Raw genomic sequence first — 24,398 nt, 5'->3', positions numbered from 1 at the left:
ATTCACCTTGTTCTATCGGAGAGAGCGGCCTTGACGGCGGGAGTGGCGTGAAGGGCCCCGAGCACCGAGACCGACGCAATGGTGGCGCGTGCCAGCTCGGGGGTGACGTCCTGGGCGATGGTCGCGAGACCCAGCACCTTGATGTGCAGCATCTCGCCGGCGCGCCGCGCCGCTTCGAGATCCTCACGGCTGTAGGTCCGCAAACCCAAGTCCAAGCTCTTTCGGACCGTCGACTGCTTCACGACTTCCGCGTGGCGTTCGAGCTGGTTGCGGATGGCCGTCCGGATGAAGTCCGTGCGGTTAGAATAGAACCCTTCCTGCACCATCAGATCGATCTGACCCAGATCGACATAGCCGAGGTTGATCGTGATCTTCTCGGTATCGGGGATCCGGGTTCGCAGCTCGCGCACATTGTCGGCCATGAAGTCATCCACTTCAACCATCCAATAGGATGGCCTATGGATGTCATATGGATGTCCGGGGGCAGTATTCAAGGGCAGCGAAAGAACGGTTAGCTGGTCGCCGGCAGTTCGTCGGCCGGCCTCGTTTCGCGCCGATGTTCAGCATTTGGCGCTGCGAATGCCGCAGCCGAGTGCCCCACCGCGGCAGAGATCAATCCGCGGTACGCACTTTCATACTCTCGCGCCATTCGGTCCGCGGAGAAGCGTTCCTCGAAGCGGACGCGTATTTTTCGTCTGTCGAGCCGGGCCAGATCGCCCACGGCCCTGACAGCCTGCTCCTCGTTCTCGACGATGAAGCCGGTCACGCCGTCCTCGACGACCTCGGGCACGGAGCCGGAGCGATAGGCGATCACTGGCGTCCCACAGGCCATCGCCTCGATCATGACGAGGCCGAACGGCTCAGGCCAATCGATCGGAAACAGCAGGGCCACGGCATCTGCGAGGAACGGCTGCTTCTTCACCTCATCCACCTCGCCGACGAGCTGGACCGCCCGACCGTCGATGTGGGGCTCAAGTTGCTTCTTGAAGTAGGCCGTCTCGCCGCGCGGAATCTTGGCGGCGATACGCAAGGGCATTCCGGCGGCGCGCGCGATGCGGATGGCGTCCTGGGGGCCCTTTTCCGCGGTCAGGCGGCCGAGGAACGCCAAATAGGATCCTTGATCGAAAGACGGGCGAAAGTTGTTCGATGGCAGTCCGTGCTGGATCGTGGCGATCCAATTCGCCTCCGGCAACGGCAGACGCTGATGGTCCGATATCGACACGAAGCTCGCGCCGGGAAACTGCCGCAGCACCTCGGAAAGGCCCGGCAGGTCGAGGCGGCCATGCATGGTGGTCACGAAGGGCACGCCGAGCCGACTGAGCAGCGGAAGGGGCAGCCAGTCGATATGCGCGTGGATCACGTCGAAGTCTTTCGCGCGCTTTGCGATCGCCTCCAGCAGCACGGCGCAGGCGGCATTTGGATCGGCGCCCTTCCGTCCGAGACGTAGCGCGCGCGGCCACACGGGATGAAGCTCGCCTTTCGTTCGGGAGTCGCCGCTCGCGAACAGCGTGACGTCGTGGCCCAGCTCGACCAGCTCATCCACCAGCCATGCCACGACCCGTTCCGTGCCTCCGTACAGTTTCGGAGGGACGCTTTCGGCCAGTGGAGCGAGTTGAGCGATGCGCATCGACGCCGATCCTCTAGACCGAAAACATCGAGCGGAAGAACAGGACGATGGCCGCGGAGGCGAGTTCTGAGACGGCCAGCAATGTCCAATCCGGCCTGGCGCTGTCGACCGCAGCTCGCCTGACGAGCCACTCCAGCAGCCTCAACATTCGTCTTCGGGAAGGCGCTCAAGGTAAGCCAGGCCGAATCCCGTGAGTTCTTCGGCATCGCTCACACGCGCTTCCCATCTCCCTTGCAGATGACGCTCCAGCAGGCAGCGGCGGGTGTCGGAAGCATCGACATCGCGATGCTTCGCCAGGTAGAGAGACCAGACCGTATGTACCGCCGTGCGCAGCGGGACGTCATCGACCATGTTCGGCTCCGACGAGAAGAGATCTCGCTGGATGCCAACTCGTCTCGGAAGATGAAGTTTCTACTTTTTCCCGAAGAATCGTGTCCCGTCGAGTCGAGTCAATTGACGGGCAAGATGTTCGCGCAGCCTGTAAGCTCGGACTCGAGAGCGTGGTGTCGAAGGTCCGTGACCGCGCCTACGTGAGCGGCAGCGGCAACAATTGGGTGAAGAAGATCTGCGCGGGGCCGTAGACTCTGGTCATCGGCGGCTTCGCGCTCGCCGAGGGGAAAACGAGACGATATCTACCTCGGCCGACGCAAGGACGGCGAGCTGATGTACGCCGGCAAGGTCGACCATGGTTTCGACAAGGCCTCCGCCGCCGACCTGCAGAAGCTGCTGAAGCCGCTGATCGGGGAGACGCAGCCCTACGCGAAGCGCGTCGGCCACAAGGGAATCTGGGTCGAGCCGAAGTTATTAGCGGAGATCGAGTACCGGGCCATATCTGCGGAAGGCAAGGTCCGGCCCTCTTCTTCAACGGCTTGCGGGAGGATTCGTGATCGGTAGGCGCCTCGCCGCTCGACCTGGACACCACTGCATTAGTCCCCGCCCGCAAATGCCTCGACTTGCAGCAGCGACCCTGAACCTGAACGCCACATCGCGTTCAATGGGGCCGTAATCTTCATTTAGTCGCAAGCGTCCTTACCGGGACGGCAGCCATGAGGCCGCCGGACTTGGATTGACCGGCTCGGTACGGCTAGGCGGGGTCGGCTAGGCGGGTACCGCCCGCCCACCAAAGCTTCTTGACGACCCAGAGGAACGATAGCTCGGCTGCCAGGTTTTCCCAAAGCCCCTGCCCCAAGGGGCAACCCCGAACTGGCCCCAGCTCACCGCCCCCCAAGCCCCCGAGCTGGGGCTTTCGGTCGTCTGCGAGCCCGCAAGGGGGCTGGTGAGTTAAGGCCCCCTCAGTTCTTCGTCCGTCGGCTCTGCTCCGGGAGACTTTTCAGCCCCGAGAAGCTTCAGCGCGGTATCGATCTTGGCGAGAAGCGCCTGGATTTCGGCACGCTCGTTCGGGCCGGCTCCGGCTTCAAGCCGCGCCAGCAGTCAGTCGCTCTTTCTGTCCTAGCAATCTGGTAAGAGCGGACATCCGATCACCGCAACGTCTATCCGTATGAAAGGGCCGCTCGGGAGCGGCCCTTTCATCGGTCACCAACGGCCGGTGCCGAAGCTGAAACCGATGCTCGGGCCACCGCCGTAGTAGCCGTAGCCGCGATCGTAGTATCCTGGTCCGCCGTAGTAGCCGTAGCTCCGGCGCACGACGTAGCCGTCATCGTCGCCGTAATAGCGCTGGACATAGCGGGGACCGCCGGTCCGGAAGCAGCGGCCGTACTCGTTGCAAACGAGCCGGACCTGATCGATGCCCGACAATTCGGGTGAACCGAGCGCGGTCGGATTGAGCGGAGCGGCAGGGGCAGCCGACGTCAACAAGGCCGTCGCGAAAGCTCCAAGTGCAATTGTCTTCATGAGCGTTCTCCTTCGTTGGCGAGATCAGTCGATCTCTTCGATGACACGACGTTCCTGCGGTTCCACGATGTAGGTGCGGCTATCCCGGTGAATGTATCGGTACTCCCGCAGACTCGGCGCCTCGCGATAGACCTCGTCCGGGAAAGCATCGATCTCCACGCCGTCCGGCACTCGCTCGCCTCGGCGGATCTCGGTTCGCACCGTACTGCCGGTCGTTTGTCGTTCGCGCTCGACGGGACGCGCCTTGGCGTGCTTGCGGATCACCTCGCGGTCACGATCGCTGAAGGTGACATTGCGCTGTTCGGAGCGCGCCGGCGCTGCCGCCGTCGAGCGGCCCGAGTACGGCATCACGGCGACGATCTTGTAACTGGAGGGCTCGACGATGACGATCTCGTCTTTCACCAGAACGAAGTCGTAGCCTCGGTACTGGGGCACGATCTCGACCACCTCCGCCGGCAGCGGCTGCACGCGGACGTCGCGCGGCACGACCGTGCCGACCGAAAGCGAGAAGTTCACGTTGTTGAGGGGCTTCACGTTCAGATGCGAAATCGACGTGCTGATCCGCGTCCGCTGCTGATCGTTGATGTTCACCGACGCATTCATGTTGGTGTTCGACGAGCGATCGGCCGTGTTCTGCTGGTTGTTCGGCTGCTGGGCTGTGTTGGTCGAGTTGCTTCCGGTCGGAGACCGCGCCTGATTGCTGGTCGAGGCCGGCGGATTCGCGCTCTGGGTCTGGCTCGACGAGGGCGAATTCGTCTGCGCCTGGTTCGAGGGCGTAGTGGTCTGGTTGGAAGGCTGGCTGGTCTGGGCCTGATTGGTCGAGTTGCCCGAGGTTGGCGCCTGCGTGGTGTTGGACCCGGTCCCGGAATTGGACGACTGGTTCGCAGCGTTCTGACCGGTCGAAGAAGGCTGCTGCGTCTGGGCCGAGCTCGTCGACGGATTGCTGGCCTGCCCGGACGAGTTGGACGACGGTGTAGTGACCGTGGAGGACGGCGTCGTCGTGGAAGTGGAATCCTGCGGTCGTTGCGAGGTCGGCGAATTCGAGTTCGAAGTGTTGGGGGACGACTGCGCAAATGCCGAAGTCGCAATCGCAACTGCAGCCGTCGTAGCCAAAAATAAACGCTTATTCATGTGAGACCTCCTGTTCATTTGAAACCTCCTGAATGCGGTCGCTTAACACGCGATCGCGGGCCGAGTTCCAAATCGGGAAAACTCGGCAACCAAAATTGCATTTGTCTCAGCGATAGGAAGATTGCTGCGACACCGCTACGTCATCTTTCGGGAACAAGTGGAACTTGCAACTGAACCCGTCGTTGGCAGTGACTACTTTGAAGCCACTGGAGGAGACAGAAATGAAGAAGCTGATCGTTTGCGGCGCGCTCGCCGCGTTCGCTCTGGGTACCCAGGCGGCCAGCGCCGCCGAGTTCTACATCATCCGCGATGCCACCACGAAGAAGTGCACCGTGGTCGACACCAAGCCGACGACGACTACCACGACAGTCGTGGGCGACGGTGTCTACAAAACCAAGACGGAAGCGGAGTCCGCAGTCAAGACCAGCAAGGTCTGCACCGAGCAGTAAGAACTTCGGACGGACCGGCATCGGCCCAGGCAAATACAGTTGCCAGTATTCCTGTTGTGGGCCGTCGCCCCGGCGATCGTCATCGGCGGCGCCGGCTATTTGGTAAATTCACATGTATTGAGTAAATGGAAGTTCGCTCGAAGTGGCCCGTCCGACCCTCTCGGATGGGCCACTTCCCCGCTGGCTCTCAAGGCATTCGAATATTTTCGGAGACGTCGTACAAGGCGACCGCGGACTTGACGCCTCCAGCGATCGGAAAAGCAAAGTGAAGGCCGACATATTGCGCGTTGCCTGTCGCACTGCTTCAGATGCGGCTCTCACCCGTCTGGCTGGCGACCTCTCATCTCGCTCCTCAAGTCATGGAAGGCAACGATCCGCATCCGCGCGTCGTGGGTTGCAGGAACGGATAGCTGCCGAGACATTTGTTGTGCGGCAGGCCTGTAGGAGGAGGATCAAATGGACAGCGAAGACGCCATGGCGAAAGTGAAAGAAGTGTCGGAAGGCGTGCGGGAGACTGCCCGCACTGTGCGGCAGAGTCTCGAAGAGGATCAGGCCCCTGGCCAAGCGCTCGGCTTTCTCCGCGACGTGGTTCGTGAGGCTCCGCTTCCCTCATTGCTCGTCGCTTTCATGCTTGGCTGCCTTGTCGCCCGCCGCTAGCCGGAAACGTCACGGTCGAACGCAAAGTCATCGAGCAGGGGCGACGACCCTCCCGAAAGAAGCGAGCCGATGAGCTCCGCGGCGAGGAGGCTAAAGGTGATCCCGTTACCGCCATAGCCAAAGGCCGCAAAGATATTCTTGGAGCCGGGCACTGCGCCGATGAGAGGCAGCCCGTCACGGGTGGTGTCGAAGGCTCCTGACCAAGCGAATGCAACGTGGCTGGAGGTGCGGGGCCAGAGAGCTGTCAGGCGTTCCTTGAGCACCCTCACCTTTGTCGGGGTCGCCGCGTCACGAGCGTCAGGCTGAATAAGCCCATGATCATCCTCACCGCCGAAGATGATGCGGCCATCGAATGTCGTACGGGCATAATGGTAGTTCTGGGTCGCCTCCCAGATGAGCGCCTGCCCCGGCCATAGATTATCCGCCTGCGGCGCAGTTGCGATCGCCCAACTGGAGGCCGGTTGTTGAGCCGTGGGCCGCACGATGTCCGGCATGACATAGCCTGTCGCAAGCACCACATGGCGCGCTTCGATCGAAAACCCGTCTTCAAGGCCGACGGTCACGCTCGAGGCGGTGCCGTCATAAGCAACCGCGTTGGCCTTCAGAAGGCGGGCGCCGCGCTTGAGAGACAGATCGAGCAGGCCGCGCGTGAGCAGAACGGGATCGGCGTCGGCTGCGTCCCTCGACAGGATGGCGCCCGCGCGGGCGATCGCGAAGCGTTGGAGAAGTTCGGCATGTCCCAGTAAGAGGGACGGCAGATCAGCGCGGCTTCTGACGCTATATTCGTCCTGGATGAGGTTCGGACTGTCATCGGCAGCAAGGTAGAGCGAGAGACGCGGCCGCATGTGACACGCGACTCCGTACTGCGCAACCAACGCCCGTAGTCCCCGAGCGGCCTGGTGACTGGCGTGGTAGCAGCGGACTGCCTTCTCGAAGCCGTAAAGCTCGGTGAGTTGGAAGAGCGGACGGTCGATTTCCCAAAGTAGCATTGCGGTGCTGACGACCGTGCTGCCGAGGCTTGGAACCTCGCGATCGATGATGACGACCTGCCGACCCTGCCGGCTCAGACGCTCAGCCACCAGGGCGCCCGTGATACCGGCGCCTACGACCAGGACTTCGCAGCGAAAGCTGTCGGTGATCGGCCCTATGGATGGCGGCGGCAGAACCGCCCATGGTGTTCGGGCGCTGCGCAGGTCGTCCTGTTCGATATCTTCGTCTTTGAAGATGGAAAAGCTCCCAAAAACAGGTGAAGTGAGTTCTTCACGCAGGCTTATCTTTGAACTGGTCGCAAGGCCGAAACGGCCGGCGCATTGATCGGCTGGCCATTGGGCGCGAAGATCGAGCCGTGGCAGGGACAGTCCCAACAGGTCTCGAAGCTGTTCCAGTGCAGATGGCAGCCGATATGGGTGCAACTTGCCGAGTGCAAATGCAGCTCGCCCGCTTTGTCCCTGTAGGCAGCGATCTTCTCGAGACCGCGACGCAGGATGGCGCCCTCGCCTAGCTTGAGCTCCTCAAGCGAGGCGATTTCACCCGGCGTCACATACTCGGCGAGGTTTTGCAGGATCGTCATGTTCTCGCGCAGGAAATTCCTCGCCGCTGCGAGAGGTTTACGATCCGGCGCATAAACAGACTTCCAGAGGTGATCCTCGCCGAGAATGAGAGACGAGTTCAGCATTGCTCCCATCACGCCATGGGTCAGACCCTGACCGGAGTCGCCCATCGCGAGGTAGATGCGCTCGCTGCCGGGCTCGCGGCCAATGAAGCCGGCATAATCGATGGTGTCGAGTACCTGGCCCGACCAGCGGTGCGTGACGCTGCCAACAGCCGGGATCAATTCACGCGCCCAGCTCTCCAGCCGGGCAAAGCGCTCCTCGGCGTCATTCGCCTCGCCGCTTTTGTGATCTTCGCCGCCGACAAGAACGAACTCATGATCGTCTGGCCCCGTTTGCAGCCGCACATAGTGGTAAGGATCCTCGGTGTCCCAGTAGAGCGCGTCCGGAAGTTCACCCCGCGCGATCGCAAAAGCGAGTACATAAGTACGGTAGGGCGCGACCTTGGAATGCAACTGGAAGCGCTCGGCAATCGAGGCGTTGGTCGCAATCACGGCGTGACCGGCCGTGATCTGCCCTTGTGCTGTTCGCAGCGTGACGGCGCCGTCCCGCTCCGCAACCTCTTCGACAGGACTGTTGGCGAAGAAACGGACGCCGTTAGCCTCACAAACAGCGGCAACTCCAGCAAGGTACTTCAGCGGATGGAAGGTCGCCTGCCGGGGATAACGAAGCACGTGACGGCTTTCACATCCCTTGAGCGGAACGCCGACCAGTCGATGCACCGGCGCGCCGACTTCCTGCACCGCTTCCAATTCCTGGTCGATGATGTCGGCCGGCATGCCGTGGCCCTGAAAGAGGTACCCATCCAGCCGCCGGAAGTCGCAGGCGATCTTTTCGCTCGCCTGGATCTCCTCGATCCGGTCGACGCCGGCGGCCTGGCTTTCGTAGAAGAGTTTCGCGTTCTCAGCACCACGAAGCTTTCTGAACTCGCTCATCAGATCGTCGCAGAGCGGCGCCAAGTGCGCCGAAGTCCGCGCTGTCATGCCGCTCGCGATGCCCTGGCGGTCGATGACGATCACCGACTGGCCCCGCTTGGAGAGTTCGTAGGCGGACGACAGGCCAGCGATTCCGGAGCCGACCACTGCCACATCGCAATGCGCATCGCCTTTGAGCGCACCCGCCTCCGGCAATATCTCCGTCTCCATCCAAAGCGAGGTGCTGACCATGCAAAACTCCCTAGGAAGGCAAAACGCCGGCTTGATGCCACAGTTCCTCCCGCCCAGTCAGCAGGCTTCGCGAGCAGAGTCTCGCGGACGCGAATTCGCTAATTCGGAAGGTGAGCGGAAGACCTGCGCAGCCGGCTGCGGTAGGGCGGTGAGGAACAAAGCCTAGTCCGCGCCGTTCCATCGCTTTAAGATCGAGGAGCGACGCCATGGGACTATTCTCAAAAGACATCAAGACAATGGACGACCTGCTGCTACACGGCTTACAGGACATCTATTATGCCGAGCAGCAAATCCTCAAGGCATTGCCGAAAATGATCGACAAGGCCACCAACCGGGATCTGGTCACGGGCCTTAAGAACCATCTCGAAGAGACGAATAAGCAGGTCGAGCGTCTCGAGAAGGTCTTCGAGAAACTCGGCAAGTCGCCGAGCGGCACGCAATGTCCCGCTATCGACGGCATCATCAAGGAAGCGGACGAAACGGCCGGCGAGATCGAAGACAAGACGGTACTCGATGCGGCAATCGTCGCTAACGCGCAGGCGGTCGAACATTACGAGATATGTCGCTACGGCACGCTGATCGCCTGGGCAGAAGAGCTCGGCCATGACGATATCGTGCGTTTCCTGACCACGAACCTGAACGAAGAGAAGGCCGCGAATACCAAGCTCAACACCGTTGCGCTGCGTAAGGGCGTCAACAAGAAGGCCTCCACCGCCGCCTGATCGCCCGGGTCTGGCGGATGATTTCGCCAGACCCGTACCCACTCGTCGATGCCGAGATTGACTGTCGCCATGACCAATCTGACAAAACTGCCAAGCTGGGCCGACGACGACAACATTTTTGCCGTTGTCGAGACGCCACGCGGAAGCTCGTGCAAGCTCGATTTCGATCCCAAGCTCGGTGTTTTTGCCCTGGCAAAGCCGCTGATGGCGGGTCTGACCTATCCTTACGATTGGGGCTTCATTCCCTCGACCAAGGCCGAGGACGGCGATCCGCTGGATGTGCTGATCCTGCATGATGCGCAGACCTACCCGGGCGTCGTGTTGCGCTGTCGCCCGGCCGGCATTCTCGAGGTCGAACAAAGGAGCAAAGGCAAGAAGGAGCGAAACGATCGCGTGTTTGCAGTGCCTGACCGGTCACCGCTCGAAACGGATCTCAAGGATATCCGTAATCTCCCCGCCCATGCGCGCGACGATCTGGAACAGTTCTTTCGGGCGACGAACGCGCTGGAAAACAAGGAGTTAAAATTCCTCGGCTGGCATGGCCCGAACCGTGCGATCAAGACCATCAAGCGCCTCGCCCGCTAGTCGGCCCCGGGACGACGTCGGACTTGCTGAACACGGCTTGATGTTTCCCATCAGGGTTCGCCGTCATCCTTTGCCTGCTTCGCTTCTCTGGAAGCACTGAGCGCCGCCGCACGTCGCTCATAGTCGACAGCCAACCCCTCGATTTTCGAAGCGGCTTAACAGTCAGACGAGCAACTTGTTTCGAGGCTCGGAAGGAACGTTTCCCCGCAGTCAGCTTGCTGGTGAACAGTAGGTGTTTCGTGCGTACCAGTCATGTCCTCACCCACCGACCACAGCCGCGCATTACGTTATCGTCAGCCGGCCCTGGCCGAGCAAGATCGCGCCAAAGCAGCGATCCTCAATCGCATCGCGGAGGAAGCTGAACGCGGCGTGTTGTGTACCGCCGCACCCGCTCCGCGGCCAGCGACGCAGAATTGACCGGTCGTCAATCATCGATACTCCAGTTCGCAAGGATGCTGGCAACCGGCGCCACCTCGATCTGCAAGCTGACCTGCTCGGTGTAGAGATTGAGGAGCGCATCGTGACGTTCATCAGACGAGCTGCAGAGCACGTCCTCATCGAGGAAGACACGGTAGCCGATATCGACCGGGGCCAGCACCGTTGCGAGCACACAGACATCGCTTTCCCCCGGACGCGATCAGCGTGTTCACCTGATGCTCATCCAGAAAGGCTTGCAGCCGGCTATTGGTGAATGCGCAGTAAGTTTGGCGGTCGATGACTGTGGCAGGCGGCACAAAGCTTGTAAGGTCCGGCACCAACTCAAGCAACGCCGGATCAACCTTGTCGCGTGTCACGCATTCCCATTTCTCATAACAGGCTTTCCAGACGCCACGCGCCTCGGCCTTGTTGCGGACCCGAATCAAACGCGTGAAGCCGGCGCGTTGCGGCGCGTGCGCAACCAGCCTGACGGCCTCAGGTAGCGCACGCTCCAACCAGGGCGTTGCCCATGGGCCCACGGTGCGAACAACCTTTGCATCTCGATGCAGAGATGAACTGCATGCGGACCGGGAGGTGCAAGAAGCTGCCCATGATTAAGCCGATCCCCGACGACCAAACCCCGTCAGCAGCCTTATAATGCGCTCCAGCGCGGCTCCGATCGCCAGACCTGCAAGCACGTCACTTGCCCAGTGAGCCAGCAGAAACACGCGTGTTGACACCAGCACGGCGCCGAGGCCCCACGCGAGATTGCGCTTGGCGGGCGGCAGGACTGCGGCGGCGGATGCGAGGGCACCAATATGCACGGCGTGCCCCGACGGGAAGGCATCCAGCGCCCGGCCGGAAAGCGGGACACCATGCAGATGGCCGCGCACGGTGCGCCGGTCCGGGCGCACTTGGTCAAAATGTCTTTTGAGAATGTGTGGCAGCAGGACGGAGGCGAGCGTCGTGAGCAGCACATGATCGCTTGCAAGCCGCTGCGACGGCGGTTTGGCGCGACACCAGACCCACCATCCGACGGCAAGCGCGGTCAGAGTATGCTCATCCGCTCCCCAGGTAAGCGCGCCCGAAATCCGCTCCGGAAGCGGACGGCTGTGATGCGCGATCGCGCGCGCGAGTTCGATATCAGCGGACAAGGGATGCACGCGTATCGTCATCGACTGCCTTCCCTCCCTGCGCAGACTGTCCTTACGCCCTGCAGAAACCACCGTAAGAAATCGATTGGAAAGCAGAGCAAGTCGTCCTGGTCTTTCAATCAACCGCTTCGAAAACCGTTCCCGGCGAGGAACTGTGCGCCGGACGGACGCGTTGGAAGTAAGGGACAGATACTGGAGGAGAGAGCCATGGGCTTTGGACGAGGTGCGTTGTTGTGGTTGCTGGGCATACCGTTGCCGATCATTCTGCTGCTCGCGATCTTCTGGCACCATTAAACCGGCGACACTGGTCAGACGAGGCTGTCGGCGAAAGGGCTGTCGAAGTGCTCTGAGAAACCAGCTGACATGAATGTTCGCGCCGCACCTTGCGCGCGGGCATCACGCGTTGACCTTAGCCATGAAGCCCTCATTGCTTCTTGACGTTGCACACCGGACGCTCGGCGGCAGTCCCAATCCCGAGGAGCACATGGCAAAAGCCGACGCCAAAAAGCCGGGTCAAAAGACGGGCCTGCTGAAGCGGCTTGGACCCGGCCTGATCACGGGCGCATCGGATGACGATCCGTCGGGGATTGGCACTTACAGCCAGGCGGGCGCGCAACTTGGATTTGCCATCGGCTGGACGATGCTCCTCAGCTATCCCCTGATGGTGGCGATCCAGGAGATTTCGGGCCGGATCGGTCGGGTGACCGGACACGGGATCGCAGGCAATGTCTGCCGCAACTATCCCGGCTGGGTGATCTGGGCGCTAGTCAGTTTTCTTTTTATCGCCAACACAATCAATGTTGCAGCCGATCTCGGAGCCATGGCGGATGCAGCAAAGCTGGTGATTGGCGGATCGGCGGTCGTGTACGTCGTTGGCTTTGCGGTCATCTCGGTGCTGGCGCAGATCTTCATCGCTTACAAGCGCTATGTCGCGATCCTTAAATGGCTGACGCTGGTGCTTTTTGCCTATGTGGTCGCTCTGGCAGTCGTCAAAGTGCCCTGGGCTGACGCCCTTAAGGGACTATTCATCCCGAAGATCGAATGGAGCGGCGCCTTTCTGACGACGTTGGTCGCCATACTCGGGACAACGATTTCGCCCTACCTGTTCATCTGGCAATCCTCGCAGGAAGCCGAGGAGCAGCGCATCAATCCCAATAAGAAACCGCTCAAGGAAGACGTGCGTTCTCAAGAACGCGAGCTATGGCGCATTCGCCTCGATACGATTATCGGCATGGCCTTCTCGAACCTCATTGCGATCGCGATCATCATCACGACAGCAGCCACCTTGCATCAGCAGGGGGTGACTGACGTGCAGTCATCGGCGCAGGCCGCGGCGGCCTTGAAGCCGATTGCGGGGGGCCTTGCCGAACTCGTTTTTGCACTCGGCATCATTGGTACGGGTTTGCTCGCCGTTCCGGTGCTGGCTGGCTCGACAGCCTATGCCATTGGCGAAGGCCGCAGGTGGCCCGTTGGCCTCTCCCGCAAACCACGCCAGGCCGTGGCGTTTTATTCTGTGCTTGCCCTCTCGGTCGGCCTCGGTGTGGCGCTCAATTTCACGCCGATTGATCCGATCAAGGCGCTTTACTGGAGCGCGGTCATTAACGGGGTGCTGGCAGCACCGGTAATGGCTGTTTTGATGCTGCTCGTCAGACGGCCTAACGTGATGGGCAAGCTCGTGGTCGACGGTTGGCTGTACTGGCTTGGCTGGGCATCGACGGCGGCGATGGCTCTTTGCATCGTCGGCATGGCGGTCAGCATGCTGATGCCGGAATCGTCCTAGAAACGGCAAGCAAGGAGGGATGGTGGACTACGCGCTGCGCTTTCTAGTGGGCGGCTTGGTCGTCTCGCTGTTTGCAGTCCTAAGCGACGTACTGCGGCCCAAAAGTTTCGCGGGATTATTTGGCGCCGCGCCATCCGTTGCTCTGGCAACGCTCGGCCTCGCCTTTTCAAAACATGGCGGCGACTATGTTGTGATCGAAGGACGCTCAATGGTCCTCGGTTCGATTGCACTGGCGGCTTACAGCTGTGTCGTTTGTCAGTTATTGATGCGCGCCGAATGGTCTGCACTCAAGGCCACACTCGCCGCCCTCGCGGTCTGGCTTATGGCCGCGATAGGCCTTAAGCAACTTTTGATAGGCTGACCGCCATGGTTGTCAAGTTCAAGTTCTCCGCACTCAAGCAGGGACGACCTTACGAATATGTCGTGCGTTTTGCATTGGGCGGGTTGGCAACCGTGGTGGCTGGCCTTATCGCGGACGGGACAGGGCCGGAAGCCGGCGGGCTGATGCTGGCCTTTCCCGCGATCTTCTGTGCCAGTGCGACCTTGATCGAGAAGCATGAGCGTGAGCGCAAGGAGAAAAGCGGCCTGCGCGGGCAGCGACGCGGAAAGGCTGCCGCCGCACTTGATGCCGCCGGGGCCGGATGGGGAAGTCTGGGCCTTGCCTGCTTCGCGCTCTTCATCTGGTGGCAGGGACGCGCTTTACAGCCCGCGCTCTGCCTCGCAGCGGCTTCGCTCGTCTGGTTCGCGGTCGCCGTCCTCATGTGGCGCCTACGGCGCGAACTACGTTTCGGAAGTCCCTCCTAAAATTTAAGGGTCGTCCGCAAGCCGAACACGGAAGCATTCTTGAGTGGCGTTCCGGCTAGAGGTCCTGACGGGTTCGTTGCTCCTCCACCGGGGTGAATGATGTACTGAAAATTGGGCTGCAGCGTCCACCCGTCCCTGATCTGGTACTGATAGACGGCGGTTAGAAGGCCTTCGAAGTTTCGCATGGGCCAGTTGAGATTGACGAGAGCACGATAATCAGCGTCGAGCGCTTGCGCGCGCTTTGAGACATGCGCATAGCCGGCCGCGATGCCGAGCTTGTCGTTCGGCCGTGCATCGCTGAGGCCGATAAACTCGATACCGGTGTCCGCATAGAGATCGATCAGATTGCGATCAGCTGGTGCGCCGGCGACACGGGTAAAAAAGCCGATGCCACGATCGTCGCTCTTCGGTATGCGATAGAGCTTCTGCTCGAAGACCATCCAGCCGCCGATGTCACCGGACAGCAGCAGGGGCTCGCCGCTGCTGGCGGGCGATGCCAGAGAAACGCCGTTGGATGCGAAACGCTGGTCGGCAAAGCTCCCCAAATGACGCCAGGCGCCAAATTTGATTTGGCCGGCAGGGTTTTCATCGCCCTTTTTGTTATTCCAGGCGTACTGGATCTGTCCGAGCAGCAGGGGCGGATCGTTGATGCGGAAGTTCACGCCATAGCGGTTACGCTCCTGAGGATCGCCCGGCCCAGGCCCCGCCTGGTCGCCGTCGAATATGCCGCCGAGCACTGACAGTTGGTCGGTGACATTTACGAGCAACCTCATGCCCATGGCCGCCAACGGAGGCGACGGGCCGCCGCTGGGCAAATCAAGCGAAGTAATTGCCGGCCAACCCATCGAGGCATTGGTGAAGACATCAGTGTATTTTGTGTTGAAGAACTCGCTGTCGGCTGCCAACTGGCCGAACCTCAGCGAGACTTTCTTGTTGCCCCACTGCTTCTCGAAGTAAGCCTCGTACAACCGGGTCGAGGGCAGAGCTTCGATGCCGCTAACCACGAAGAAGTTCTGCAGATTGCTGCGCGATAGCCCATCGCCGTGAATCTGGAACATGTTGGCGTGGAAAGTGAGCTTGTCGATGCCGGCGAGCTTCTCAAGATCGACATCGACGGCAAGGTTCAACCGGCCTTCGTAGATCGCTCCTTGCTTCAGCCCGCCGGACGAATTGCCGAGGCCTTCCCCGATATAGGTCGCGGCAAACTTGACGCCGTATTTCTGAAGAGGGTTCGGCAATAAACCGAGAGTCTTTTCCTCGACGGTGCTCTCGCCCGTGTCTGGGTCCGCCGGCTTGTCGTCATCCGTCTTTTTGTCCTCTTGTGCGAAGACATTCCCGGCTGCAAGAAGGCACGCGGCAATCAGCGTCAGACTGCAGAGGTGACGGATTTGAAGCAATGCCGACACTTGGTAAGCCCAGCCAAGGAGACCCTTTTCGAGGATGGGCATGTTCGGAGGCTGGTTTCAAGTCGCCCGACGCTAATTCGCCAACGGTTGTTTTGTGCGTTGCGGTCCCCTCCAAAGGAACTCTTGTTCCAAAAGTGCGTTTCATAACGCTTTGCCCGGCCTCGGCAGACCGAGACGGCAAGGAAGTCAGGCGACATGCCGCGGCGCGGGAGGACGAGGCCAATGAACATCCAAAATCGAGCGCCGTCCGGCCGTGACGATCTGGAGCCATTGGCCCCCCTCGACGCACGTCTTGCCGCAACCTACGAGCATGTCGGCGCCGGCATCGTTGAAGTGGACGAGAATGGCCGCATGTTGCGGGTCAATCAACAGCTCTGCGAACTCACGGGCTATTCGGCTGTCCAACTGCTCGGCAGAACAATTTTCGGGGAGACGCATCCGGAAGATGTGTCGGAGGATCGCGATCAATTCCAGCGCCAGCTCGCGGGCGAGTTCGAGCGTTACAGCATCGAAAAGCGCATTGCCCGCAAGGATGGCGGCCATTTCTGGGCCCAGGTGACGTCGTCGAGCGTCCGCGACGCTGACGGGCGCTTTCTTTATGCGGTTCGCGTTCAGCACGACATCACCAATCGCAAGCGGGCTGAAGAGGCACTCGCACGTCGCATGGAAGAACAGGCAGCGCTATTTGCCTTTTCGGAGCGATTGCAGCATTGCACCTCGTCCACCGATTGTTACGAGGCCGCCCTTAATGCCATCACACGGGCCTTGGCTTGCGAGCGAGCATCAATCCTCCTGTTTGACGAGGCGCAGATCATGCGGTTTGCGGCCTGGCGCGGTCTTTCGCAAGGCTATCGACAGGCGGTCGAGGGGCATTCGCCTTGGACGCCGGACGCGCATGATCCGCAACCCATAGGCATCGAGGATGTCGCGAAAGCAGATCTGCCGGACGCGTTGAAGCGGACCATCCTTGAAGAAGGCATTCAGGCAGCCGCCTTCATTCCCATTCTGCAGGATGGCCGCCTCACCGGCAAATTCATGGCTTATCACAGGCTTCCTCATTCCTTCAGCGAGGCCGAGATCGATGTCGCACTGGTCCTTGCGCGATTGCTGGGCTTCAGCCTCGCTCGCCTCGCCGGCGAGGAAGCGCGACGGGTGGCTGAACGCGATGCGCGGCAACTCGCGGCGATTGTCGAGTCTTCTGACGATGCGATCGTCAGCAAAAATCTCGACGGAATTATACAGACCTGGAACGAAGGCGCTGAACGGCTGTTCGGGTATCGCAAGGAGGAGGTGATCGGGCGGTCGATCATGCTGCTGATACCCAAAGATCGCGAGGGAGAAGAGGCCGACATTCTCGCTCGGATCAGGCGTGGCGAACCCATTCACCACTATGAAACCGTGCGCCGTCGCAAAGATGGAGGCATGGTCGATATCTCGCTGACAATATCGCCGATACGGGATCGCAGCGGTCGCATTGTGGGGGCCTCGAAAATTGCACGCGATATCACCGGACGGAAACTCGCGGAAGAGCGCCTCCGGGAAAGCGAACGGCGATTGCAGGAGCTGCTCGCGGCGATACCGGCGGCAATCTATACAACAGACGCGGCCGGCAAGATCACTTACTTCAATCAGGCGGCGGTCGAGCTCGCAGGCCGCACGCCCGAGCTCGGCACCGATGAATGGTGTGTCACCTGGAAACTTTACTGGCCGGACGGAACACCGTTGCCTCACGACCAATGTCCGATGGCCATTGCCTTGAAGGAAGGCCGATCTGTACGGGGCGTCGAAGCGGTTGCCGAGAAACCGGACGGGACGCGCGTTCCCTTCATCCCGTTCCCGACTCCCTTGCGCGATGCCTTCGGAAACGTCACCGGAGCCATCAACATGCTGGTGGATTTGAGTGAGCGCAAGCAGGCCGAGACACAGCAGCGGCTGCTGCTGAATGAGCTCAATCACCGTACCAAGAACAACATGCAGGTGCTGCAAGGTCTACTGCAGGGTGCTTCGCGGAGCGCACGCAGTGAGGAAGCGCGTCAGGTTCTCGAGGAAGCCTCCCGCCGCATCGCCGCGATGGCCGCGGCTCAACGCGTACTTTATGGCACGACGGATGCCACCCGCTTCTCCGCCGAGCATTTTCTCGGAGCGGTGGTGGAAACGGTACAGCAGACATTGCCAAACAACGTGAGGATTGAGCGGTCTCCGGCGACGGGCGTGCTGTCCAACGATATCGCCATGCCGCTCGCTCTCATCCTCAACGAACTGCTGACGAACGCTGCCAAGCACGGCATCGAGGATCCGGACCGGAATGGCATCCGCGTGACGCTGAACGAACGGGATGGAGAGTACGAGCTGGAGGTGGAGGATGACGGCCCTGGTTTTGAGTTGAGCGCCGTTCAACAGAACTCCTCAGGCTTACGTCTTGTGCAGGGTTTAGCCCGCCAGTTGCGCGGGGAATTCGAGGTGACACGCGCGCCTTCGCGCGCTCGCCTGCGCTTCGCGACGACCAGCTCATGATGCCATCGGAATCTGAGAAACAGCGCAGCGCGTCCACGTCTGGCGGGGCCGGTGATCAGCCGCCTGCTTCGGAGACCGGGAACGTAGCCAAAGCGGCGCCGCAAAGGCCCGCGATCCTTATTGTCGAGGATGATTTCCTGATTGCGATGGAGGCGGAGAGCGCGTTGATCGCGGCCGGCTTTCAGATCAGCGGCATCGCCGCCACGGCTGAGGAAGCCATTTCACTCGCACGGGCGCATAGACCCGCGATCGCCATCATGGATATCCGCCTGGCCGGCCGCCGCGACGGCATTGATGCTGCCGGCGATCTCTATCGCGAAGTCGGCGTGCGCTGCGTGTTTACAACGGCCCATGATGATCAGCAGACGCGGGAGAGAGCCAGGCCATTTTCGCCTCTCGGCTGGCTGTCGAAGCCCTACACCATGATGTCGCTGATCAATCAGGTTCGCGAAGCCATCGCGAAATCGAGTTCAAGGTGATGTCTCTGCGGCGTCTGCCTCCGCGAGCTAAATAGTGCAGGTCGTCTCAAGCCGATGCAGTCTCCAATAATGTCGGGTCCGTCTAGCTAGAACGAACTAAAGGCCTCGCCCGATTTGTTCGCCGTAGCCCTCTAGCCTACGATCCGAATGAAAAAGACCTTTGCCTCGACAATTCCCGCGATATCATCGGGACGAAATCTAAAGAGGCAACCCCATAGATAATGAGGACCACGCGGGATACCTTCGATTCTTAACCAAGCCCCGGATGTTTCCAAACGCGCTCCAACATTTGGTGAAAGCAGATTTGTCTTTTGTAGCGAACTCAGTAGCTTAAGTGCTGGCTGGGGCGGGAGGGATCGAACCTCCGAATGGCGAAATCAAAATCCGTTTGATTGTTCTATGATTTCATGGCGCATTTGGAAAAAATGGTCAAAACACGCTTCAGCAATTTCAATAGCTTGGTTGCCATTTCCAAATGAAAACGTTCTGAAGCTTGAAGGCGACCAACTGAGCAACTCAGCTAAGCTGAGACTCGCTTGGCCGTGGGCTGGCGATATCACACATTCAACCGTCTTGGCGTAGGCACCTGAAATCCAGACCCGAGCAATCAAGAGACAATCCCGGATTAAGCAAAATCAATGAGTTGCAGGTCCCAACTCTGCATTTATCAGACCGAAAACGAGCATTCGCCGCACGATCGGCTGTTCGGACCATTTTCCGAACCTTGAACCTCTGATCAAGTCTGCCCGCGCGTCCTCAGGCCGCGCGCACTGTGTCGAGGAATTTGCCGACCTCGAGCTTGAGACGGTTGCTGTCGGACGCGAGCGATTGCGCCGCCGAAAGCATCTGTGAGGATGCCGATCCGGTCTCGCCCGCGCCGCGCTGCACATCGGTGATGTTGGCCGACACCTGATGGGTCCCCTGCGCAGCCTGCTGTACGTTGCGGGAGATTTCCTGCGTGGCCGCGCCCTGCTCTTCCACCGCAGCCGCGATTGTCGAGGATATCTCGGAGAGTTTCTCGATGGTGTCGCTGATGTCTTTGATAGCTCCGACCGATTCGTGCGTCGCTGTCTGGATACCAGAGATCTGCTGACCTATCTCGCCGGTCGCCTTCGCGGTCTGCTCGGCCAGCGCCTTGACCTCGGAGGCAACGACCGCAAAGCCGCGCCCGGCCTCACCCGCGCGGGCCGCCTCGATCGTGGCGTTGAGCGCCAACAGATTGGTCTGGCCGGCGATGGTGTTGATCAGTTCGACCACATCGCCGATCCGTGTCGCCGCCTTCGAGAGCTCGCTGACGCGCTCGGTAGTGCTGCGGGCCTGACCGACGGCCTCACTTGCAACCCGTGCCGACTCCTGAACCTGCCGGCTAATCTCGGTGATCGAGGACGACAGCTCCTCGGTCGCCGACGCCACAGATTGCACGTTGGTCGACGCTTCCTCGGACGCCGCAGCGACCATGGTGGTGAGCTCCTGGGCGCGCTCCGCGGTCGAGGTGAGCGCCGAGGCGGAGGCCTCCAGCTCGGTCGATGCCGAGGAGACGGTATCGACGATCTCGCCCACGGCGGATTCGAAGCTGTCGGCGAGCTTGCGCATCTCAGCCTTGCGCTGCTCGGTCGCGACCTTGTCCTGCCGGATCTTGGCCTCGGCTTCGTCGCGCGCCTTCTGCTCGGACACGACCTTGAACCTCTCGACCGCACCGGCAACGCCGCCGACCTCGTCCTTGCGGCCGAGCCCGGGCAGCACCACCGCGAAATTGCCGCCGGCGAGCTCATTCATCGCAACCGTCAGCGCGCTGATGGGCCGTGCGATGGTCACGAAGGACATGAACCATGAAGCGATGAGCACCAGCATGGCGCATGCACCGATGATGATGCCGAGCCGCTCGCTCGCGGCCATCTCCTGCGCCGCACCGGCGATCTCCTCCTCGCTTCGGTGCTTGGCAAAATCGGCGATCTGGTTGGTCAGCGTGTCCATCTTGGCTGCGTTCGGCAACGTGATCTCGCGGGTCACACGCGCGTTCTCTTCGGCGAACTTGGCCAGGCGCGCAGCAGCGTCGCCGCCGGTGACCGCGATGGCCTCGCTGCGGATCGATGCGAGCTGATGGACGCCCTCGAGATAGACCATCAGGAGACGCTTGAGCTCTTCCATTCGCGCGCGATTTTCCAGCGAGCGCGAGAGCTTCAGCATCGCCTCAACGGCGTCGCTGAAAGATCTGGACCGTTCGAGGAGGCTATCGTTTGCTTTTTGCAGGTCAGCCGGATTGCTGGCGAGGCGAATGTCGCGGGCGCTGAGCTGCATGCTGCGCAACGCGAGCGTGGCTTCGACCGCATCCCGCGCCAGCACCTGCTGCGCGAGCGCCGACTCATTGGAGTGGCGCACATTGCCATTGCCGACGATCTGGCCCGCGATCATGGCTGCGACGAGGAGGATGCCGAGCGCCGAGGCAACCGCGAGCTTGGTACCGATCCGCAAATTCTGAATAAGGCTCAACATGGCACATTTCCCCAAAAGCGCGCGGCCAAGTCATTGTCGGCCGCTTCGGACGTAGGTCGCCGTTGCCTAAACACTGAGCGCGTCGAATTCCTATTTGGTTAACGGCGGCCTCAGGAGAAATACCGGAATCGGCGTCAAGCACTTGAAAGTTCACACGGATTGCGAGCTTAACAAGTTAATTACAGCTTCCAGCAGGAGACGTAGTCGGACTGGAACTGCCTGCTCCTCGATTGCGAGACTGCGACCGGGACGCTGGGTTAGTGCGGCACAAAGGGGGCTGGTACCCGTCTCGTTCGCGTATCTGTATTCACCGCTGATACCCGCCACCGTTCAAACGCATTGATCGGATCGGTAGCTGTGAAGTTCAGTATGACGCCGCGCCCGCGACCGAAATTGTCGGTACGCTGTAGAGAGAAATTGGCTCCTTCGGCTTTCGCGACAATCCGGCCGAAACTGCCGACAACCCGTCCCATTTCGGCATCGATTTCTTCGAAAGCGCCACCGAACGGCAAGCAATGCCGCACGAACGCGCAAAGATGGTTCGGTGCCAATCGGGGGGTGGAACATGTCCTGCTCAGTACACGTTCGGGCCTTTCGCGACCTTCTAGACGGCGAGGGCATCGTTGAGGACGTCGAGCGGATCGTCGCCTACACAACGGATCAACGTCAGCTCTTCACGGGCTCCACACTTGCCGTGCTCAAGCCGGCGACGACGCAGCAGGTCGCGGACATCGTGCGGCTGGCGGCGCGCCACAGTATTGGAATCGTTCCGCAAGGCGGCAACACCAGCTATTGCGGCGGCGCGACGCCGGACGCCTCGGGACGACAGATGATCGTGAGCCTCGAGCGGATGGATAGGATTCGCGAAGTCGATCCCGTCTCCATGAGTATTTCTGTCGATGCCGGCGCCATCTTGAAAAACGTACAGGACGCCGCAGCAGCCGCCGGGCTTCTGTTGCCGCTCAGCCTCGGCGCGGAAGGCAGTTGCCGGATCGGCGGCAACATCGGCACGAACGCCGGCGGGCTGTCGGTCGTCAGGTACGGGATGACGCGCGATCTGCTGCTCGGGATCGAGGCGGTGCTGGCGGACGGCACGGTGGTCTCCGACATGCGCAAGCTGCGGAAGAACAACACCGGCTACGACGTCAAACAGTGCTTCGTCGGAAGCGAGGGGACTCTCGGCATCGTCACCGGCGCAGTGTTGCGTCTCGCGCCTTTGCCGACCCGCCGCGCGACTGCCTGGCTGAAACTCGCGAACGGCGCGCCGCTCGCCGAGCTTCTCGCCTTGGTCCGTCGCGAATCCTCAGACCTGCTGACCACGTTCGAATTTATGGCGGCCCGAGCCATCGCGCTCGCGACCGACGCAATGACCGACCCGCCCTCCCTTGGAGCGGGCTCAGCAGGTGCCGTCCTCGTCGAGTTCGCCTCTTCCTCACGCCATCTCGATCTCGACCAACTGATGGAAGCCGTTCTGGCCGAGGTGATCGAGGCCGGATGGATCGAGGACGCGTTGCTGGCGCAGAGCGGATCGCAGCGGGCGGCGATGTGGCGGCTCCGCGAGACCATCCCCGAGGGCGAGAAGCGCAGGAACGGATCGATCAAGCACGACATCTCGGTACCGCTTTCCTCCATTCAGCGCTTTCTGGATTTGGCCGGCTCGCAGATGCGATCGTATGACGCCGACCTTGAGCTGTCCGTCTACGGCCATGTCGGCGACGGCAATCTGCACTACAACGTGCTCGTTCCTCCCGATGTCGACCGGCTGGAATTCACCAAGCGGATCGAAAGCAGCCTTTCGTTGCAACTCTACGACACGGCCGCAGCGCTCGGCGGCACGTTCAGCGCGGAGCACGGCGTCGGTCGTTTCAAGAAGCACCTTCTGGAGCGGTACGGCGATGTCGGGCGTATCGCGGCGATGCGCCGTATCAAGGCTGCCTTTGATCCGGCGGATATCATGAACGCCGGCGCCGTCGTTCGTCCGTTAGGAGAGAAGTCTGTCTGTTGACCATCGGCCGGCGAGTTGGCGATGCTTTCGTTTAGGGGGCCAAGCAGTGCGTTTTCGGCGAGGCATCTCGATCACACCAATTCGTCTCGTCCATATAAAGAAAGAGCCACTCCGAAGGAGTGGCTCAAGTTGGGGAGGAAACACCCCTTAGGGACTGCTAAAACCGCGATCAGGCCGCGACCTGTTCGATCGGTGAGCACGGCAGGCCGAGGCTCTCGGCCACGGGCCTTGAAGTCAGCCGTCCGCGATGGACATTTAGTCCCGCACGCAAATGGGGATCTTCGAGCACGGCGGCGAATCCCTTGTTGGCCAGAGCCAGGCCAAATGGTAGCGTAGCGTTATTCAGCGCCTGGCTCGAAGTTAGCGGCACAGCACCCGGCATGTTGGCCACGCAATAGTGGATGACGCCATCCACTTCGTAAGTCGGATCGGCATGCGTGGTAGGACGCGATGTCTCGAAGCATCCGCCCTGGTCGATGGCTACGTCCACGATCACGGATCCTTTGCGCATCGTGCTCAGCATCTTGCGGCCGACGAGTTTCGGCGCGCTCGCACCCGGAATGAGCACTGCGCCAATAACGGCGTCTGCGGCAAATACCTCGTTCTCGAGGACGTCTATGGTCGAGAATCTCGTACGAACGCGTCCTTCGAACAACTCATCCAATTCACGAAGCCGCGGTATTGAGCGATCGAGAATGGTGACCTCGGCACCCAAGCCCACCGCCATACGGGCAGCGTGCGTGCCGACGACCCCGCCTCCGAGCACCACGACGCGCGCCGGTTGAACGCCCGGAACGCCGCCCATCAAGAGCCCTCGCCCACCGGCATATCGCCTGAGTGCCGCACCCGCAGCTTCGATCGCCAGCCGGCCCGCGACCTCGCTCATCGGCGCAAGCAACGGAAGTCCGCCATGCTCGTCAGTCACGGTTTCGTAGGCGACCGCCGTGCATCCGGATTTCAGCAGACCTTTGGCCTGTTCCGGATCGGGTGCAAGATGGAGATAGGTGAACAGAACCTGGTTCTCTCGGAGCAGCGTCCATTCTGACGGCTGCGGCTCCTTCACCTTGACGATCATGCCGCTCGATGCAAACACCTCGCGCGCGGAGCCGGCAATCGTTGCGCCCGCGCCGCGATAGTCATCATCCGTCACGCCAATGCCAGCGCCCGCATTGGTCTCCACCAAGACGTCATGGCCTGCCGCCACATATTCCCGAACGGCTCCAGGCGTGAGGCCTACGCGATATTCATGCGTCTTGATTTCCTTGGGCACACCGATCTTCACTCGGGATCTCCTCTGATAGACGATGTCTTCGCAGACGAACGGCGACATCAACCTAATGAACTGGACGCCACCGCAGCGTAGTTTGGATGTGACGGCATTGCGTAACTAGAATGGGGCAAAGTCCGGCATGGTATTGCATTGAAGATGCCGTGGTTGAGATGATGTGCCGTCGGCGCTGACGCGCGACGAAGCCGAATGGCGAAGCTCAACGCGGCGGCGAACGTTGTCGATGACCGGCGCCGGCGTCGGGCAACTCAGGACGGCGG

At 61.0% G+C, this 24,398-nt stretch carries 23 protein-coding genes and 4 pseudogenes; 13 read left to right on the top strand and 14 right to left on the bottom strand.

Annotated features, from left to right (window positions below; translation table 11 throughout):
• Positions 1 to 2: 2 nt before the first annotated feature.
• From AB7008_RS20915 to AB7008_RS20900, 4 genes are all read right to left on the bottom strand, one after another.
• Positions 3 to 422 carry a CopG family transcriptional regulator gene (locus AB7008_RS20915; RefSeq protein ID WP_441259450.1) on the bottom strand — a complete coding sequence of 140 codons (420 nt, stop codon included), beginning with the start codon at positions 420 to 422 and terminating at the stop codon, positions 3 to 5.
• 89 nt (positions 423 to 511) lie between these two features.
• Entirely contained in the window at positions 512 to 1,627 is a 1,116-nt protein-coding gene (locus tag AB7008_RS20910) for a glycosyltransferase family 4 protein (RefSeq protein ID WP_248889505.1), read from the bottom strand.
• A gap of 13 nt (positions 1,628 to 1,640) precedes the next feature.
• The gene (locus AB7008_RS20905) at positions 1,641 to 1,775 is read right to left on the bottom strand and encodes a hypothetical protein (protein WP_277996310.1); all 135 of its coding nucleotides are present in this window, start codon (positions 1,773 to 1,775) and stop codon (positions 1,641 to 1,643) included.
• On the bottom strand, positions 1,769 to 1,978 hold the full coding sequence (locus AB7008_RS20900; RefSeq protein ID WP_038958311.1) for a hypothetical protein: 210 nt from the start codon (positions 1,976 to 1,978) through the stop codon (positions 1,769 to 1,771). Before AB7008_RS20900 ends, AB7008_RS20905 begins: the two co-directional genes overlap by 7 nt.
• 101 nt (positions 1,979 to 2,079) lie before the next feature.
• On the opposite strand from AB7008_RS20900, the pseudogene AB7008_RS20895 reads away from it, so the two are divergent.
• Positions 2,080 to 2,514: pseudogene (locus tag AB7008_RS20895) on the top strand (DNA ligase); the annotation flags it as partial.
• A 646-nt stretch (positions 2,515 to 3,160) separates the two neighbouring features.
• On the opposite strand, the gene AB7008_RS20890 reads toward AB7008_RS20895, so the two are convergent.
• The gene (locus tag AB7008_RS20890; protein ID WP_038958313.1) at positions 3,161 to 3,478 is read right to left on the bottom strand and encodes a hypothetical protein; all 318 of its coding nucleotides are present in this window, start codon (positions 3,476 to 3,478) and stop codon (positions 3,161 to 3,163) included.
• 24 nt (positions 3,479 to 3,502) lie between these two features.
• The gene (locus tag AB7008_RS20885; protein WP_038958314.1) at positions 3,503 to 4,609 is read right to left on the bottom strand and encodes a DUF1236 domain-containing protein; all 1,107 of its coding nucleotides are present in this window, start codon (positions 4,607 to 4,609) and stop codon (positions 3,503 to 3,505) included.
• Between the two features lie 221 nt (positions 4,610 to 4,830).
• Here AB7008_RS20885 and AB7008_RS20880 point away from each other — a divergent pair, with 221 nt between their 5' ends.
• Together AB7008_RS20880 and AB7008_RS20875 are read left to right on the top strand one after the other, a co-directional pair.
• Complete coding sequence (locus tag AB7008_RS20880; RefSeq protein ID WP_038958315.1) at positions 4,831 to 5,058, top strand: hypothetical protein; 228 nt, start codon at positions 4,831 to 4,833, stop codon at positions 5,056 to 5,058.
• A gap of 456 nt (positions 5,059 to 5,514) precedes the next feature.
• Positions 5,515 to 5,715: a hypothetical protein gene (locus AB7008_RS20875; protein ID WP_038958316.1), complete on the top strand. Its 201-nt coding sequence runs from the start codon at positions 5,515 to 5,517 to the stop codon at positions 5,713 to 5,715.
• On the opposite strand, the gene AB7008_RS20870 is transcribed toward AB7008_RS20875, so the two are convergent.
• Both AB7008_RS20870 and AB7008_RS20865 read right to left on the bottom strand, forming a co-directional pair.
• The gene (locus AB7008_RS20870) at positions 5,712 to 7,079 is read right to left on the bottom strand and encodes an NAD(P)/FAD-dependent oxidoreductase (protein WP_441259449.1); all 1,368 of its coding nucleotides are present in this window, start codon (positions 7,077 to 7,079) and stop codon (positions 5,712 to 5,714) included. The genes AB7008_RS20875 and AB7008_RS20870 overlap by 4 nt on opposite strands.
• Entirely contained in the window at positions 6,986 to 8,491 is a 1,506-nt protein-coding gene (locus AB7008_RS20865; protein WP_212102052.1) for an FAD-dependent oxidoreductase, read from the bottom strand. Before AB7008_RS20865 ends, AB7008_RS20870 begins: the two co-directional genes overlap by 94 nt.
• 206 nt (positions 8,492 to 8,697) lie before the next feature.
• Between AB7008_RS20865 and AB7008_RS20860 the strand changes: the two genes are divergently transcribed.
• Positions 8,698 to 9,213 (top strand): YciE/YciF ferroxidase family protein, encoded by a 516-nt coding sequence (locus AB7008_RS20860; protein WP_038958320.1) that lies wholly within the window; start codon positions 8,698 to 8,700, stop codon positions 9,211 to 9,213.
• Between the two features lie 69 nt (positions 9,214 to 9,282).
• The gene (locus tag AB7008_RS20855) at positions 9,283 to 9,798 is read left to right on the top strand and encodes an inorganic diphosphatase (RefSeq protein ID WP_038958321.1); all 516 of its coding nucleotides are present in this window, start codon (positions 9,283 to 9,285) and stop codon (positions 9,796 to 9,798) included.
• A 424-nt stretch (positions 9,799 to 10,222) separates the two neighbouring features.
• Here the strand turns inward: AB7008_RS20855 and AB7008_RS20850 are convergent.
• Both AB7008_RS20850 and AB7008_RS20845 read right to left on the bottom strand, forming a co-directional pair.
• Positions 10,223 to 10,754 (bottom strand): annotated as a pseudogene (locus AB7008_RS20850) (cysteine hydrolase).
• A 75-nt stretch (positions 10,755 to 10,829) separates the two neighbouring features.
• The gene (locus AB7008_RS20845) at positions 10,830 to 11,390 is read right to left on the bottom strand and encodes a phosphatase PAP2 family protein (RefSeq protein WP_038958322.1); all 561 of its coding nucleotides are present in this window, start codon (positions 11,388 to 11,390) and stop codon (positions 10,830 to 10,832) included.
• Positions 11,391 to 11,853: 463 nt separating this feature from the next.
• On the opposite strand from AB7008_RS20845, the gene AB7008_RS20840 reads away from it, so the two are divergent.
• Genes AB7008_RS20840 through AB7008_RS20830 form a run of 3 tightly spaced genes read left to right on the top strand, consistent with a single transcriptional unit; the run spans position 11,854 to position 13,953 of the window.
• Positions 11,854 to 13,149 (top strand): NRAMP family divalent metal transporter, encoded by a 1,296-nt coding sequence (locus AB7008_RS20840; protein ID WP_248882534.1) that lies wholly within the window; start codon positions 11,854 to 11,856, stop codon positions 13,147 to 13,149.
• 19 nt (positions 13,150 to 13,168) lie between these two features.
• The gene (locus tag AB7008_RS20835) at positions 13,169 to 13,510 is read left to right on the top strand and encodes a DUF3147 family protein (protein WP_038958324.1); all 342 of its coding nucleotides are present in this window, start codon (positions 13,169 to 13,171) and stop codon (positions 13,508 to 13,510) included.
• A 5-nt stretch (positions 13,511 to 13,515) separates the two neighbouring features.
• On the top strand, positions 13,516 to 13,953 hold the full coding sequence (locus tag AB7008_RS20830; RefSeq protein WP_038958325.1) for a DUF3147 family protein: 438 nt from the start codon (positions 13,516 to 13,518) through the stop codon (positions 13,951 to 13,953).
• On the opposite strand, the gene AB7008_RS20825 is transcribed toward AB7008_RS20830, so the two are convergent.
• Positions 13,950 to 15,401 (bottom strand): carbohydrate porin, encoded by a 1,452-nt coding sequence (locus tag AB7008_RS20825; protein ID WP_441259448.1) that lies wholly within the window; start codon positions 15,399 to 15,401, stop codon positions 13,950 to 13,952. The genes AB7008_RS20830 and AB7008_RS20825 overlap by 4 nt on opposite strands.
• 153 nt (positions 15,402 to 15,554) lie before the next feature.
• Between AB7008_RS20825 and AB7008_RS20820 the strand changes: the two are divergent.
• The 4 genes and pseudogenes from AB7008_RS20820 to AB7008_RS20805 all read left to right on the top strand — a co-directional run.
• Positions 15,555 to 16,469 (top strand): annotated as a pseudogene (locus AB7008_RS20820) (PAS domain S-box protein); the annotation flags it as partial.
• 48 nt (positions 16,470 to 16,517) lie between these two features.
• A pseudogene (locus AB7008_RS20815) lies at positions 16,518 to 17,328 on the top strand (PAS domain-containing protein); the annotation flags it as partial.
• A gap of 2 nt (positions 17,329 to 17,330) precedes the next feature.
• The gene (locus tag AB7008_RS20810) at positions 17,331 to 17,873 is read left to right on the top strand and encodes a sensor histidine kinase (RefSeq protein WP_370151719.1); all 543 of its coding nucleotides are present in this window, start codon (positions 17,331 to 17,333) and stop codon (positions 17,871 to 17,873) included.
• Positions 17,870 to 18,352, top strand: a complete 483-nt coding sequence (locus AB7008_RS20805) for a response regulator (RefSeq protein WP_441259447.1) — start codon at positions 17,870 to 17,872, stop codon at positions 18,350 to 18,352. The genes AB7008_RS20810 and AB7008_RS20805 overlap by 4 nt, the downstream gene beginning before the upstream one ends.
• Positions 18,353 to 18,729: 377 nt before the next feature.
• On the opposite strand, the gene AB7008_RS20800 is transcribed toward AB7008_RS20805, so the two are convergent.
• Together AB7008_RS20800 and AB7008_RS20795 are read right to left on the bottom strand one after the other, a co-directional pair.
• Entirely contained in the window at positions 18,730 to 18,963 is a 234-nt protein-coding gene (locus AB7008_RS20800) for a hypothetical protein (RefSeq protein ID WP_157789171.1), read from the bottom strand.
• Between the two features lie 145 nt (positions 18,964 to 19,108).
• On the bottom strand, positions 19,109 to 20,845 hold the full coding sequence (locus AB7008_RS20795) for a methyl-accepting chemotaxis protein (RefSeq protein ID WP_212495956.1): 1,737 nt from the start codon (positions 20,843 to 20,845) through the stop codon (positions 19,109 to 19,111).
• Positions 20,846 to 21,410: 565 nt separating this feature from the next.
• On the opposite strand from AB7008_RS20795, the gene AB7008_RS20790 reads away from it, so the two are divergent.
• Positions 21,411 to 22,850, top strand: coding sequence for an FAD-binding oxidoreductase (locus tag AB7008_RS20790; RefSeq protein ID WP_038958330.1), 1,440 nt, complete (start codon positions 21,411 to 21,413; stop codon positions 22,848 to 22,850).
• Positions 22,851 to 23,019: 169 nt separating this feature from the next.
• Here AB7008_RS20790 and ald read toward each other — a convergent pair whose 3' ends face one another.
• Complete coding sequence (gene ald / locus AB7008_RS20785; protein WP_038958331.1) at positions 23,020 to 24,132, bottom strand: alanine dehydrogenase; 1,113 nt, start codon at positions 24,130 to 24,132, stop codon at positions 23,020 to 23,022.
• Positions 24,133 to 24,398 lie beyond the last annotated feature (266 nt).

Source organism: Bradyrhizobium sp. 521_C7_N1_3 (genome assembly GCF_052075975.1).
GTDB classification, from domain to species: Bacteria; Pseudomonadota; Alphaproteobacteria; order Rhizobiales; family Xanthobacteraceae; genus Bradyrhizobium; species Bradyrhizobium japonicum.
Note: the sequence above shows the minus strand (reverse complement) of the source record. Positions and strands in the feature narration are given on the sequence as shown.